This is a genomic window from Pulveribacter sp. (assembly GCF_032079985.1).
Taxonomy (GTDB): Bacteria; Pseudomonadota; Gammaproteobacteria; order Burkholderiales; family Burkholderiaceae_C; genus Melaminivora.
Genome location: NZ_DAMATK010000001.1, coordinates 134,509 through 148,138, shown reverse-complemented (window position 1 = coordinate 148,138; position 13,630 = coordinate 134,509). Strand labels below are relative to the sequence as shown.

The following is a 13,630-nucleotide window of genomic DNA, read 5'->3' as shown; positions in this document are numbered from 1 at the left end:
CCTGCCGTCAGTTCTTGGGAAGGCCCAGCATCTGCTCGGCCAGGATGTTGCGCTGCACCTCCGAGGTGCCGGCCAGGATGGTCTCGGCGCGGGTCCACAGGTAGTCGCGCGTCCACAGCGCGGCGCGCAGGTCGCAGCCGCCAGGCTCGGGGCCGGCCAGGGCGCGCTCGCCCAGCAGCTCGGTGGCGATGTTCATCATCTTCTGGTGCGACTCGCTCCACTGCAGCTTGGTGGACGAGCCCTCGGCCCCCGGCGGGCCGCTGCGCAAGGCATTGGTGAGCGCGCGCAGGCCCTTGAGTTTGAGCACGTGGCTGTCGGCCGCCAGGCGGGCGATGCCGCGGCGCAGATGCGGGTCGGCCTGCAGCGCGTTGCCGCCGCCAGGGCGCGGCGTGTCGGCCGCCAGCGCCTTGAGCGCCTGCACCTCCTGCGCAAAGCGCACCTGGCGCGGGATGAAGTAGGTGCCGCGCTCGAAGCTGGCCGCCGCCATGGCCAGGCGCCAGCCGCCGTTTTCCTCGCCCACCAGGGCGTCCAGCGGCACCTGCACGTCCTCGAAGAAGACTTCGTTGAAGTCGGCTTCGCCGGTGATCTGGCGGATGGGCTCCACGCGCACGCCCGGGCTCTTCATGTCCACCAGGAAGAAGCTGATGCCCTTGTGCCGCTGGGCGCTGGCGTCGGTGCGCGCCAGCACGAAGCACCAGTCGGCGATGTGCGCGAACGAGGTCCAGACCTTGTGGCCGTTCAGCACGTAGTGGTCGCCCCGGCGCTCAGCGCGGGTGGCCAGCGCCGCCAGGTCGGAGCCGGCGCCGGGCTCGGAATAGCCCTGGCACCAGATTTCGCGGTTGGACAGGATGCCGGGCAGAAAGCGCGCCTTCTGCGCCTCGCTGGCGAAGTGCACCAGCGTCGGGCCCAGGATGCCGTGGCCGATGATGTTCACGCCCAGCGGCGCGCCGATGCGCGCCTGCTCCTCATGGAAGATGGCCTGGCGCGTCAGCGACCAGGCCTTGCCCCCGTACTGCGCCGGCCAGCCCAGGCCCGACCAGCCGGCCTGGCACACGTAGTCCTCCCAGGCGCGGCGCCAGCCCAGCTCGTTGGGGTCGGGCGTGCCCGGCCAGCCGGCCTTGAAGCGCGGGTAGTGGCTCTCGAACCACTCGCGCAGCGTGAGGCGGAAGGCTTCGTCTTCCGCCGAATAGCCCACTTGCATGCGTGTTCTTTCTGTACTTGTGAGAAGGCATGCGCACGGGACGTGCCGCATGCAGCTGGCGCAACCCAGGCCAGCGCACGCCGCGGATCCGGCTTCGCCGGTCCGGTGGCGTGGTCCCCCCTCCCACAGCGCGCAGCGCTGCGAGAGAGGGGGGAAGGCGCGCAGCGCCTCAGGGGGGTGTCAGTCCGCCCGTGCGCCAGAGTCCTTCACGACCTTGGCCCACTTGACCATGTCCTTCTTGATGAACTCGCCGAACTCCTTGGGGCTGTTGCCGATGATGTCCAGGCCCAGCGAGCGGAATTTCTCCTGCACGGCGGGCTCCTTGAGCACTTCCATCAGCTCGGCGTGGAACTTGTCGATGGCCGGCTGGGGCGTGCCGGCCGGCGCCACCAGGCCCAGCCAGGGCATGGCCTCGTAGCCGGGCAGGCCGGACTCGGCCACGGTGGGCACGTCGGGCAGCAGCTTGGAGCGCTGGGCCGTGGTCACCGCCAGCAGGCGCACCTTGCCGTCCTTGACGAAGGGGCCGGACGAGGCCCAGGCATCGAACATGACCTGCAGGTTGCCGCTCACCAGATCCATGAGGGCCGGGGCGCTGCCCTTGTAGGGGATGTGCTCCATCTTCACGCCGGCCACCGTGTTGAACAGCTCGGCCTCCAGGTGCGTGGAGGTGCCGGCGCCGACCGAGCCGTAGTTGGCCTTGGTGGGGTTGGCCTTGAGCCAGGCGACCAGCTCGGCCACGTTCTTCACCGGCACGCTGGGGTGCACCTCCAGCACGTGCACCACCGAGGCCACCAGCGAGATCGGCGTGAAGTCCTTCACCGGGTCGTAGTTGACCTTGCTGTACAGGGCCGGCGCGATGCCCAGCGACGAGGCGGCCAGCAGTACGGTGTGCCCGTCGGGCGTGGCCCGGGCCACGTGCTCGGAGGCGATCATGGTGCCGGCGCCCGGCTTGTTCTCCACGATCACCGGCTGGCCCATGCGCTTGCCCAGGCGCTCGGCCAGGGTGCGGGCCATGATGTCGGTGGCGCCGCCGGGCGAGAACGGCACGACGACGGTGACAGGCTTGCTCGGGTAGGCCTGGGCGTGGGCGGACACGCCGCACACGGCGGCAGCGGCGAGGGCCACGGTGGCCAGCATCTTCTTGAAGGTCATGGTTGTCTCCTGAGTGGTTGTGGTGGTTGCGAACAAGAAAAAAGGAAAGGGGCGCGCGGCGGGTCAGTCCTGCGCCGGCTGCGCCAGCACCAGCGCGTCCAGCATGCAGGCGCCCTGGCCGGCCGGGCGCACCAGCAGCGGGTTGACCTCGACCTCGTCGGCCTGCTCCTGCAGCGCCAGCACGGCGCGCGAGAAGGCGGCGATGGCGGCGCAGGCCGCGTCCACGTCGCCCTCGGGGCGGCCACGGTAGCCGGTCAGGAGCGGGAAGGCCTTGAGCTCGGAGAGCATCTCGCGGGCGATTTGCTCGTCCACGGGCAGCAGGCGGTGGCTCACGTCCTGGTACAGCTCGGTCAGCACGCCCCCGAGGCCCACGGTCAGCGTCATGCCGAACACCGGGTCGCGCGTGGCGCCCACGATCAGCTCGGCCACGCCGGACTCCATCGGGCAGACCAAGGCGCCCTCGATCCGGGCCTGCGGGTCGTAGCGGCGGGCGCTGGCGATGATTTCGTCGAAGGCCTGGCGCACCTGGGCGGCGTCCTGCAGGCGCAGGCGCACGCCGCCGGCCTCGGTCTTGTGGGCGATGTCGGGCGAGAGCACCTTGAGCACCACGGGGTAGCCGATGGCATCGGCCGCGGCCGCCGCCTCGTCGGCGCTAGCGGCCACGCGCTCGGGCGCCATGGGCACGCCGTGCTGCGCCAGGAACTGCTTGGTGCGGTATTCGTCCAGCGCAGCCGGCAGCGCGGCGCGGGCCGGTGCGGCCTGCTGGCGCACCTGCAGCCAGCGGTTGGCGCGCCGGCGCTCCTGCCACAGCAGGAAGGGCGAGAGCGCCGAGACGGCCACGCCGATGTCCTCGAACACCGGCACGCCGCCGGCGCGCAGCTGCTCGCGGGTCGTGGCGGCGCCGGTGTCGATGGCCACGAACAGCTTGCCGAAGCGGGCCGACACGGCGCACAAGTCGTCGGCCATGCGGTCGAGCATGTAGCCGGGGGCATAGATGACCACGCTGTCCACGGCGTCGGACTGGGCCAGCGCTTCCATGGCGGTGCGCACGAAGCCGGGGTCGTTGACCACGTTGCCGGTCACGTCCACGGGGTTGGAGACCATGCCGTAGTCCGGGATGCCGGCGCGCAGCGTGTCCTGCAGCGCCTGCGGCAGCGTGGGCACCTCCAGCCCCGCGCCGATGAACTTGTCGGCCAGGATGGCGCCCAGGGCGCCGCTGATGGTGATGATGGCCACGCGCTTGCCGGCGCTCTGGCGCCGGTAGCCGGCCAGGTGGGCCAGCTGCGCCATCTGCACGAAGTCGTGGCTCTGGATGACGTTCAGCTGGCGGAAGGCCGCCTGGTAGATGGCGCGGTCGCCGGCCAGGGCCGAGGTGTGCGAGCGCACGGCCTCCGAGCCCTTGTCGGTCTCGCCGGCCTTGTACAGGATGAGCAGCTTGTCCTGGCGCGCGAACTCGGCCGCCGCGGCCATGAAGCGCTCGCCGTCGCGCAGCTCTTCGATGTAGCCGATGGCGACTTCGGTGGCGTCGTCCTGCGCCAGGTACTCCAGGTACTGCGCGAAGTCCACGCAGGCCTCGTTGCCGGTGTTGATGAAGTGGCTGAAGTCCACCCCCAGGCGGCGCGCGATGGCATACACCGCGGCGCAGACGTTGCCGCTTTGCGTCAGCAGGCTGACGCTGCCCTTGCCCGCCTGCATGGGCGCGGTGTTGAACACCGAGGCGAAATTGGTGTGCGCCTGGGTGTTGAGGTTGGCGAAACCCATGGCGTTGGGGCCGGCCACGACCATGCCGGTGGTGGCCACATAGGTCTCCAGCTCGGCCTGCAGCGCCGCGCCCTTGGCGCCTTCCTCGGCGAAGCCGGCGGCATAGACGATGACGGCGCGCACGCCCTTGGCGGCGCAGCGACGGAGCATGGGCAGCACGTCGGCCGCGCCGATGGCCAGCACCACCAGGTCGGGTGCGGCCGGCAGGGCCTCGATGTCGGGCCAGCAGCGCAGGCCGAAGACTTCCTCGTACTTGGGGTTGACCGGATAGATCTGCCCGGCGTAGCCGAACTTGGTCAGGTGCGCGATGGGCATGCCGCCGATGCGCGCGGCGTTGTTGCTGGCGCCGACGATGGCGATGGACGCCGGGTTGAGCAGCGGCTCCAGCCGGTGGGTGGTGGTCTTGACGGGTGCGAGCATCAGGAGGCGGCCTTCTCGGGGTTCTTCTGGATGGCCTTGGCCAGGCCGCGGTCGCGGGCGGTGAGGAAGCCCTCGCTCAGGTGCGACAACTGGTGCGTGTCGAAGTGCGCGGCCAGCGCCGTGCGCAGGCCTTGCGCGTCCAGGCCGCGGTTGATGGAACGCTTGATCAGGCGCAGGCCGAAGGCCGGGGCCTGGGCGATCTGCTGGGCCAGCGCCAGCGCAGCCTCGCCCAGCTCGGCATCGGGCACCACGCGGTTGACCATGCCGATGGCGTGGGCCTCCTGCGCGCCGATGCGCCCGCCCGTGAACAGCATCTCCTTGGCCTTGCGTGCACCCATGACCCAGGGGTGGATCAGCACCTCGGTGGCGGCCGCGCCCAGGGTGTGTCCCACCGGGTCGGAGAAGTACGCCGATTCGCTGGCCACCACCAGGTCGCACATGTTGGCGATCATGAAGCCGCCGGCCACGCAGGCGCCCTGCACCTGGGCGATGGTGGGCTTGGGAAAGTCCCAGATGCGCAGCGAATAGTCGTAGTAGCGCAGCTCCTCGTAGGCCCAGCGCTCCTCCACCGTGAAGTTGGCGCGCTCGGCCTGGGCCTGCTTCAGGTCGTGCCCGGCCGAGAAGTGCTCGCCCTTGCCCCCCAGCACCACGGCACGCACGGCGTCGTCGTGCTGCGCGTCGTCGAAGGCGGCCATCAGTTCGTCCAGCATCTGCTGGCTCTGGGCGTTGCGCTGCGCCTCGCGGGCCAGCAGGATGCGGCGCACCGCGCCGTGGTTTTCTATCTCCAGTGTGGCGAAAGCCATGACCGTGTCTCCTTGGGGTTCCGTTCACGGCCAGTCTAGACTTGGGTTTTCCTGCATTACAAACATGATCATTCATGTTTCCCACACTATGGACAAACCATCCGCCACCGCCGGAGCCCAGAGCCTGCGCCGCGCCCTGCAGCTGCTGCGCCTGCTGGCCGAGCACCAAGAGGACGGCATCCGCCTGACGGACGTCATGGCCGCCACCGGCCTGGAGCGCTCCACCGCGCACCGGCTGCTGTCGTGCCTGGCCGAGGAGCAGTTCGCCGAGCGCGGCGAGGACAAGGCCTACCGCCTGGGCATCGACGCCATGCAGCTGGGCTTTGCCTCGATGCGGCGCGTGCCGCTGGTGGACGCCTGCCGCCCGCTGATGCAGCGGCTGGCGCGCATGTCGGGCGACACGGTGTTCCTGGTCATCCGCCAGGGCGACTACTGCCTGTGCCTGCACCGCGAGGAGGGGCACTTTCCGGTCAAGGTCTTCACCACCGACGTGGGCGGGCGCCGGCTGCTGGGCCTGGGCGCGGGCGGCCTGGCGCTGATGGCGGCGCTGGCCGACGCGGAGATCGAGCGCCTGTTCGAGCGCCACGCGGCCGAGTACGCGCAGGCCGGCTTTGCGCGCGAGCGGCTGCTGCAGGCCGTGCGGCGCACGCGTGCCGCGGGTTGGGCCGACATCGTGGACACGCTGACCACGGGCGTGTCGGGCGTGGGCGCCACCTTCGCGCCCTCGGCCGGCACGCTGGCAGCCATCAGCTTCGGCGCCATCACGCCGCGCCTGCCGCCCGAGCGCAAGGCCGAGCTGGGTCAGCTGCTCACGGCGCAGCTGGCGCAGGCCGAGTGCCCGCGCGCCGCACCCGAGGAATTGTGACGAAAACGCCCAAAGATGTTGCCAACACTGCGCAATCAGCTATTTAAAAGATAGCGCCAATACGTGTTTTCCAGATCTCTGCGCGGGCTGCTGCCGCCGCGCCGGGGTGTACCATGACCGCCGCCCGGCACGCCCCGGCGCTGCCGCGCCGCGCCCCGCCGCACGACCTGCCCACCATGCCTTCCCGCTCGTCCCGCCCCGCCCCTTGCCCCGCGACCGCACGGGCCCGCCGCGCACGGGCCGGCGCAGCCGAGGCAGGGCCATGAGCCGCGATCACGACGAAGCGCAGGCACACGCCCTGCTGCTGCAGGTGCAGCAGCAGATCACCCTGCTGGAGCAGCCGCTGGAGCAGGCCCTGGACCGCGCCGCGGGCGTGGCCTGCCAGCTGGCCGGCGGCCAGGCGGCGCTGATCGAGCTGCGCGAGGGCCGGCAGCTGCGCGTGGCTGCCTGCACCGGACCCGCCCCGCTGCCCGCCGTCGGCAGCCTGCGGGCGCTGGACACCCACCCCCTGTGGCAGCGGCTGCTAGATGCGCCTGCGCACGTTCTGGGCGACAGCGGTGGGCGCGCCTTCGTGGCCGCGCCGCTGGTGGCCAACGGGCAGCTGGTGGGCCTGCTGCAGGTGCTGGCGCCGCCCGGACAGGCCTTCGCGCCACCCCGGCTGGAGCACCTGCACATCCTGGCCGAGTCGCTGGCCGCGATGCTCGAGCTGCGCCGGGTGGACGCCCGGTTGCGCGCCTCCGAGCACCAGTACCAGGCACTGTTTTCCGGCCATGCCCAGCCCATGTGGGTGTGCGAGCAGGGCAGTCTGCGCCTGCTGGCCGTGAACCACGCCATGGCGCGCCACTACGGCTACGCCGAGGAGTCCCTGCTGGCCATGGACATGGCGGCGCTGTGGCCACCGGCACGGCGCGCCGACGTGCCGGACGCCGTGGACCGCGCCGGGCGCACGCGCGCGCCCACGTTGTGGCGCCACCAGCGGCGCAGCGGCGCCCCCATCGACGTGGAGGTGGTGCTGGGCCCGACCACTTTCGACGGCCGCGCCGCCTGGCAGGTGCTGGCCAGCGACGTGACCGAGCGCTGCCGCATGGAGGACGAGCTGGCCCGCGTGAACCGCGCCCGGCGCATGCGCAGCGCCTGCAGCCAGGTGCTGGTGCGCGCCACGTCCGAGGACGAGCTGCTGCACGCCATCTGCCGCGTGGCGGTCGACATGGGCGGCTACGCCCTGGGCTGGGTCGGCATGGTGCGCAGCGACGCCGCCCGCAGCATCGACATCGTGGCGCGCGCCGGGCAGCACGCGCAGCACCTGGAGCAGCTGCGCCTGAGCTGGTCGCACACGCACGAGGCAGGCCGGGGACCGGCCGGCAAGGCGGTGCGCAGCGGCCAGACGGTGATCGTGCGCGATCTGGGCGCCGACGGCCAGGCCCACCCGCGCACGGCCGAGCTGGCGCACCTGGGCTTTGCCGCCATGGTCTGCCTGCCGCTCAAGAGCGAGGACCACACCTTCGGCCTGCTGTATCTGTACGCGCCGGAGGTGCTGCACATCGGCACCGAGGAGACCCAGCTGCTGGAAGCGCTGGCCGCCGACCTGGCCTTCGGCATCCAGGGCCTGCGCGCCCGCGCCGAGCAGCAGCGCCTGCAGTCGGCGCTGCTGCAGGTGGCCTCGGCCGTCTCGGCCGGCATGGGCACGCAGTTCTTCGACCAGCTGGCCGGCAACATGGCCAAGGCCCTGGGCGCGCGCATCGCCTGCGTGGCGCGCTTCGTGCCGGTGCCCGAGGGCCAGCCGACGCGGGCCGTGACACTGTCCTACGTGCACCAGGACCAGGTGCAGCCCCCGGGCGAATACCTGCTGGAGGGCACGCCCAGCGAACAGCTGCTGGTGCACCGCCAGTTCGTGGTGGCCGACCGCGCCGCCGAGCTGTACCCGCGCGCGCCCATCCTGGCGCTGGCGCATGCGCGCAGCTACGTGGGCCAGCAACTCACGGACAGCCGGGGGCGGGCGCTGGGCATCCTGTTCGTGGCCTTCACGCGGGCGCTGGAGCAGGCGCAGTTCGTGGTGCACATGCTGCAGATCTTCGCCGCCCGCGCCACGGCCGAGCTGGAGCGCCAGGAAGCCGACGCCCACATCCTGCGCCAGGCCTCGCTGCTGGACAAGGCGGGCGACGCCATCCTGGTGCGCGACCTGGAGCACCGCATCACCTACTGGAACCACGGCGCCGAGCGCATGTACGGCTGGCGCGGCGAGGAGGCGCTGGGCCAGCGCATCACCACCTTGCTGTACCGCGACCAGGCGCAGTTCGAGCGCGCCATGGAGGTGCTCATGCGCGAGGGCAGCTGGAGCGGCGAGCTGATCCACTACGACCGCCAGGGCCAGGCGCTGGAGGCCGAGGGCCGCTGGACGCTGGTGCGCGACGAGCAGGGCCGGCCGCAGTCGGTGCTGGCCATCAACACCGACATCCGCCAGCGCAAGGCCAGCGAGCGTGAGATCCAGCGCCTGGCCTTCTTCGATCCGCTCACCGGCCTGCCCAACCGGCTGCAGCTGCTCGAGCGCATGGGCGACGCCCTGGCGCTGGCGCAGCGGCAGGGCAGCGGCGGCGCGCTGCTGTTCATCGACCTGGACAACTTCAAGACCCTGAACGACACCCTGGGCCACGACAAGGGCGACCAGCTGCTGCAGATCGTGGCCCAGCGCCTGTCCGGCTGCGTGCGCCCCACCGACACCGTGGCGCGCCTGGGCGGCGACGAGTTCGTCGTGCTGGTGCAGGCGCTCAGCGGCCAGGGCGAGCCGCGCTGCCAGGCCGCGCGGCAGATGGGCGAGAAGGTGCTGGCCGCCCTGGGCGCGCCGTACGCCCTGGCGGGCTACCAGGTGCGCAGCACGCCCAGCGTGGGCATCGCCCTGTTCGGCCCCGGCCCGGCCACCACCGTGGGCGAGCTGCTCAAGCAGGCCGACATGGCCATGTACGAGGCCAAGACGGCCGGGCGCAACACGCTGCGCTTCTTCGACCCGGCCATGCAGGAGGCGGTGGCCGAGCGCGCGCAGCTGGAGGCGGACCTGCGCGAAGCGCTGGCGCAGGGCGAATTTTTGCTCGTGTACCAGCCGGTGGTGGACGTCTGCGGCCACATCCTGGGCGTGGAGGCGCTGGCGCGCTGGGCTCACCCCCAGCGCGGCATGGTCTCGCCGGCCGCTTTCATCCCGCTGGCCGAGGAGACGGGCCTGATCCTGCCGCTGGGCCGCTGGGTGCTGCACACGGCCTGCGCGCAGCTGGCCGACTGGAAAGACCGGGCGGGCTGGGAGCACCTGACCATGGCGGTGAACGTCAGTTCGCGGCAGTTCCGCGATGCCGGCTTCGTGCAGGAGGTGGTGCAGGCCCTGGCCCAGACCGGCGCGCCGGCCGACCGCCTGAAGCTGGAGCTGACCGAGAGCCTACTGGTGGAGGACATGCAGGCCACCATCGCCACCATGGAGGCGTTGCGCGCGCACGGCGTGGGGTTTTCGCTGGACGACTTCGGCACCGGCTACTCGTCGCTGGCCTACCTCAAGCGCATGCCGCTGGCGCAGCTCAAGATCGACCAGAGCTTCGTGCGCGATCTGCTGCAGGACGCCAGCGACGCGGCCATCGTGCGCACCATCATCGCCCTGGCCTCCAGCCTCGACCTGCAGGCCATCGCCGAAGGGGTGGAGACGATGGAGCAGCGCGACTGGCTGGCCAGCGCGGGCTGCACGCTGTTCCAGGGCTACCTGTTCAGCCGCCCGCTGCCCGCCGACCAGCTGGAGCAGTGGCTACAGGGCCGCCTGGCCACGCCTGCCCGCTAGAACGGCCAGAAGACCGGGATGAACACTACCCCGGCCACCCAGAAGATCAGGTTCAGCGGCCCGCCCACCTTGACGAAGTCCGAGAAACGGTAGCCGCCGGCGCTGTAGACCATGGTGTTGGTCTGGTAGCCCACGGGGGTTAGAAAGCTCGTGGAGGCCGAGAACGTCACCGCGATCAGGAAGGGCGTGGGGTCGGCATCCACCAGCCGCGCGGTTGAGATGGCGATCGGCGTGAGCAGCACTGCCGCGGCCGCGTTGCTCATCAGCTCGCCCAGCACCAGCGCCATCAGGTACAGCACCGCCAGCACCACGTGCGGGCCCCAGCTGCTGGCCAGGCCGACGGTGTTGTCGACGATGAACTGCGCCGCGCCGCTGCTGCTCACGGCCGTTCCCAGGGGCAGCAGGCAGGCCATGAGCAGCAGGATGCGCCCGTCGATGGCGTCATACAGGTTGTCCACGTCCACGCAGCGCGTGAGCACCAGCGCCACGGCGCCGGCCAGGGCGGAGATGGCGATGCTGGTCCAGCCCAGCGCGGCACTGACCACCACCAGCGCCATGACGGCCAGCGCGAAGGTGGCGCGCCAATCCCGCGGCAGAGGCGCGGTGCGCTCGGACAGCACGATGATGGCGTTGGTACTGCGCAACCGCCCGACGTCGGACTCGCGCATCAGCACCAGCAGGATGTCGCCCACCGCCAGGCGCACGCCGTCCAGGTGGTCGCGGATGATCTGGCCGCGCCGCTGTATGCCGAGGATGGCCTGGTGCCGCGGCAGGCGCCGGTCCAGGGCCTGGATGCTGCGCCCCAGCAGGGGCGAATTGGGGGCGACCATGACCTCCACCATCAGCTCCTTCTCGCGCTCGGTCTCATCCTGGGGTTTGTCCTGGCCGCCGCCGCGCTGCGCCGCGGGCCGGCGGTGGTACTGCAGGCCCAGGTCCTCCTTGAGCTTTTCCAGCTGCGACCAGCGGCCGCGCACCAGCAGCACGTCGCCCTGCTGCAGCTGCTGCGCCTTGGGGGCCCACATGCGCTCGCTGCCGCGCCACAGCTGCAGCACGTAGGCCTTGTACTTGCTGCCGATGTCGGCCTGCTCCAGCGTCTGGTCCAGGCAGGCGGAGTCTTCGGCCACCGTCAGTTCGGTCACGTAGTGGCCGGACTCCTGCGCCGCCGGCAGGTCCGACTGGCCCTGGCTGGGCAGCAGCCAGCGGCCCAGCGTCAGCAGGTACAGGCAGCCGGCCAGCCAGCAGATCAGGCCCAGCGGCAGGAACTCGAACATGGTGAAGCCGCGGTGCCCCAGGTCCTTGGCAACCGAGTTGACGATCAGGTTGGTGGAGGTGCCGATCAGCGTCCACACCCCGGTCATCTGCGACACGTAGGACAGCGGGATCAGCGCCTTGGTGGGCGACATGCCGATGTGCATGCTGGCGCTGATGACGATGGGGATGAACACCGCCACCACCGCGGTGTTGCTGACGAACGGGGCAATCAGCCCCAGCAGCCCGAACAGCACCAGCAGAAACACCGTGGGCGAGCGGCTTTTGCCCAGCAGCCGGGCGATGGCCGACAGGGCGCCGGTGTTCTCGATGCCGGCGGCCAGGATGAACATGGCCGCCACGGTGATGGTGGCCTCGTTGCTGAAGCCGCTGAGCGCCTCGCCCGGCGTGACCAGCCCCGTCAGCGCCAGGGCCAGCAGTACCAGCAGGGCCACGATGTCCATGCGCAGCTTTTCGCTGATGAACAGATAGGTCGCCACCGCGGCGATGGTCAGCACCAGGGCAATCTGCACCGTCATGGGTTGGGCCTGAATATGAATGAAAAACGGCTTCAGCCCTTGTGTAGCAAGCGCTGCAAGCTATAAAAACAGGAGCGTCAGGGCCGGCATGCTGGCGTCGCCCGCTACGCCTGCCTGTTATTCCTTAATGGTTCTATCAATACATAGTGGTAGTAGTAGAGGCCGGCGCTGGTTGTGGAAAAGCGGCTTTTCTCCAATGGCGGCGCGTACTTGCGCATGCGCCAAGGCTGTGCCCCGCTGTGCTTCCGCGGCGTACCCGGATTGGGTACAACCTGGCGCGCCGGCCCCGGCCTGTGGATAAGCGCCGGGTTGCCAGACAGCCCTCCCCAGGCTTGTCCACAGGCGGCGCCGCGGCAGGTCAGAAGTGCATCGCGTAGCGCAGCTGCACGAAGTTGTTGCCCGGGTTGGGCTTCTTGATGCCGGCGTTGGAGACGTGCTGCACGCGCAGCGCCAGCTCGTGCTGGCGCCGCTCGCCGAACTGCAGGCCCACGCCCAGGTGCGAGGCGAAGTTGAAGCGCGTGCTGAACTCGCGGTCCGGCGTCACGTAGCGCTTGTCGGCATAGGTGGCGCCGATGCCCGCCTCCCAGAACAGGGCCGAGCGGCCGTGGTCGGGTGTCAGCCGCAGCGTGGGCGTGATGCCCAGCAGCGTGCTGTGCCCGCCCCGGCCGGGCGCGGCGTCGTAGGACCAGCGGCTCAGATAGATATCCCAGTAGCCGCGCAGCTGGCCGCCCCACAGTTCGTGCTGAAAGGAGCGCCAGGGCAGGGTGACGCCCAGCGTCAGCGCGTCGGTGTCGCCGCGGGCGCGGCCGGCCTGCACGTAGACCGAGGGCGTGTCCGCTGCGGCGGGTGTGCCGGAGGGCGGCTGCTGGGCCAGCGCCGGCTGGGCGGAGGCCAGGACGAACAGCAACGCAAGAACGCCGCCCGTGCGGTGTGCAAACGGGCGGCGCTGAAGGGAAAAAGCAGGCAGGAACATGGCGTGCGCTTGTGGTTATAAAAATATGTAACCACTGTAGGGCTGCTCCCCTGTGCAGCCGTGTAGGCGGGCGCCGCGCGGGGTGGCCGGCAAGCTGCGGCCGGCCCTGCCTGACGGTTTACTGCGGCATAGGCTGCTGCTGCTGCGGCACGCTCTGGTCGCCGCGGTGCTGGGCGTGGTGTTCGCCATGGTGCATGCCCTTGTGGCCGTGCATGCCGTGGCGGCCGCCCTTGCCGAAGCGCGCCATCATGCGGCTGCCCTCGGCGTCGAAGGTCTTTTGCTGCTCGGCGTTGAGCGTGGCGTAGAAGGTCTTCACGGCCTCGGCGCGCCGGTCGAACGCGGCCGCGCGCTGCGCCTGTAGGGCGCGCATGCGGTCGATGCGCTCGGGCGTGGTCAGCTGCTTCCAGTCCTGGCGCTGGCCGCCGTCCAGGCGGGCGTGCTGCTGCCCGGGCTGCATGGCCTGCTGGAAGGCGGCCCAGGCGGGCTCCTGCGCGGGCGTCAGGGCGAGCTTTTGCTTGAAGGCCTCGGCGCGCTGGGCACGGGCCTGCTGGCGCTGCTCGGGCGTCATGGCGTGGCGCTGGCGGGCTTGCGGCGCGGCGTCGGCCGTCTGGCTGGTGGCGGCTGCCGTGGCGCTGGCGGGGGCCGCGGTCTGGGCCATGGCAGGGGTGCCGGCCAGGGCCAGCAGGGTGGCGCAGGCGGCGGCGGCGAGGGTGGTGCGGGTACGGGTCATGAGGGCTCTCCTTCCAGGATGGCAGCGAAGTGCTGCGATGGAGGCCAGTGTGCGCGGCGGGTGTTTCGCGCCCGTGTGGCAATGCTGCGCCTGTGTAAAGTTGCAGCCAGGCTGCGGCCCCGCTGCC

The 13,630-nt window shown here is 70.9% G+C and carries 9 protein-coding genes; 2 read left to right on the top strand and 7 right to left on the bottom strand.

The window, feature by feature from the left end; all coding sequences use genetic code 11:
• Positions 1–7: 7 nt before the first annotated feature.
• The 4 genes from RT282_RS00705 to RT282_RS00690 all read right to left on the bottom strand — a co-directional run bounded on the left by RT282_RS00705 (position 8) and on the right by RT282_RS00690 (position 5,337).
• Positions 8–1,201: an acyl-CoA dehydrogenase family protein gene (locus RT282_RS00705; protein ID WP_313311145.1), complete on the bottom strand. Its 1,194-nt coding sequence runs from the start codon at positions 1,199–1,201 to the stop codon at positions 8–10.
• A 180-nt stretch (positions 1,202–1,381) separates the two neighbouring features.
• The gene (locus tag RT282_RS00700) at positions 1,382–2,353 is read right to left on the bottom strand and encodes a tripartite tricarboxylate transporter substrate binding protein (protein ID WP_313311144.1); all 972 of its coding nucleotides are present in this window, start codon (positions 2,351–2,353) and stop codon (positions 1,382–1,384) included.
• Between the two features lie 63 nt (positions 2,354–2,416).
• Entirely contained in the window at positions 2,417–4,534 is a 2,118-nt protein-coding gene (locus RT282_RS00695) for an acetate--CoA ligase family protein (protein WP_313311142.1), read from the bottom strand.
• Complete coding sequence (locus tag RT282_RS00690) at positions 4,534–5,337, bottom strand: enoyl-CoA hydratase (protein WP_313311141.1); 804 nt, start codon at positions 5,335–5,337, stop codon at positions 4,534–4,536. The genes RT282_RS00695 and RT282_RS00690 overlap by 1 nt, the downstream gene beginning before the upstream one ends.
• An 88-nt stretch (positions 5,338–5,425) precedes the next feature.
• On the opposite strand from RT282_RS00690, the gene RT282_RS00685 reads away from it, so the two are divergent.
• Together RT282_RS00685 and RT282_RS00680 are read left to right on the top strand one after the other, a co-directional pair.
• On the top strand, positions 5,426–6,202 hold the full coding sequence (locus tag RT282_RS00685; protein ID WP_313311140.1) for an IclR family transcriptional regulator: 777 nt from the start codon (positions 5,426–5,428) through the stop codon (positions 6,200–6,202).
• A 262-nt stretch (positions 6,203–6,464) separates the two neighbouring features.
• Positions 6,465–10,013 (top strand): EAL domain-containing protein, encoded by a 3,549-nt coding sequence (locus tag RT282_RS00680; RefSeq protein ID WP_313311138.1) that lies wholly within the window; start codon positions 6,465–6,467, stop codon positions 10,011–10,013.
• Here RT282_RS00680 and RT282_RS00675 read toward each other — a convergent pair.
• The 3 genes from RT282_RS00675 to RT282_RS00665 all read right to left on the bottom strand — a co-directional run bounded on the left by RT282_RS00675 (position 10,010) and on the right by RT282_RS00665 (position 13,503).
• Complete coding sequence (locus RT282_RS00675) at positions 10,010–11,800, bottom strand: SLC13 family permease (RefSeq protein ID WP_313311137.1); 1,791 nt, start codon at positions 11,798–11,800, stop codon at positions 10,010–10,012. The two genes, RT282_RS00680 and RT282_RS00675, sit on opposite strands and share 4 nt — an antisense overlap.
• 358 nt (positions 11,801–12,158) lie before the next feature.
• Positions 12,159–12,773: an acyloxyacyl hydrolase gene (locus RT282_RS00670; protein WP_313311136.1), complete on the bottom strand. Its 615-nt coding sequence runs from the start codon at positions 12,771–12,773 to the stop codon at positions 12,159–12,161.
• A 118-nt stretch (positions 12,774–12,891) separates the two neighbouring features.
• Entirely contained in the window at positions 12,892–13,503 is a 612-nt protein-coding gene (locus RT282_RS00665; RefSeq protein ID WP_313311135.1) for a Spy/CpxP family protein refolding chaperone, read from the bottom strand.
• Positions 13,504–13,630: the final 127 nt, after the last annotated feature.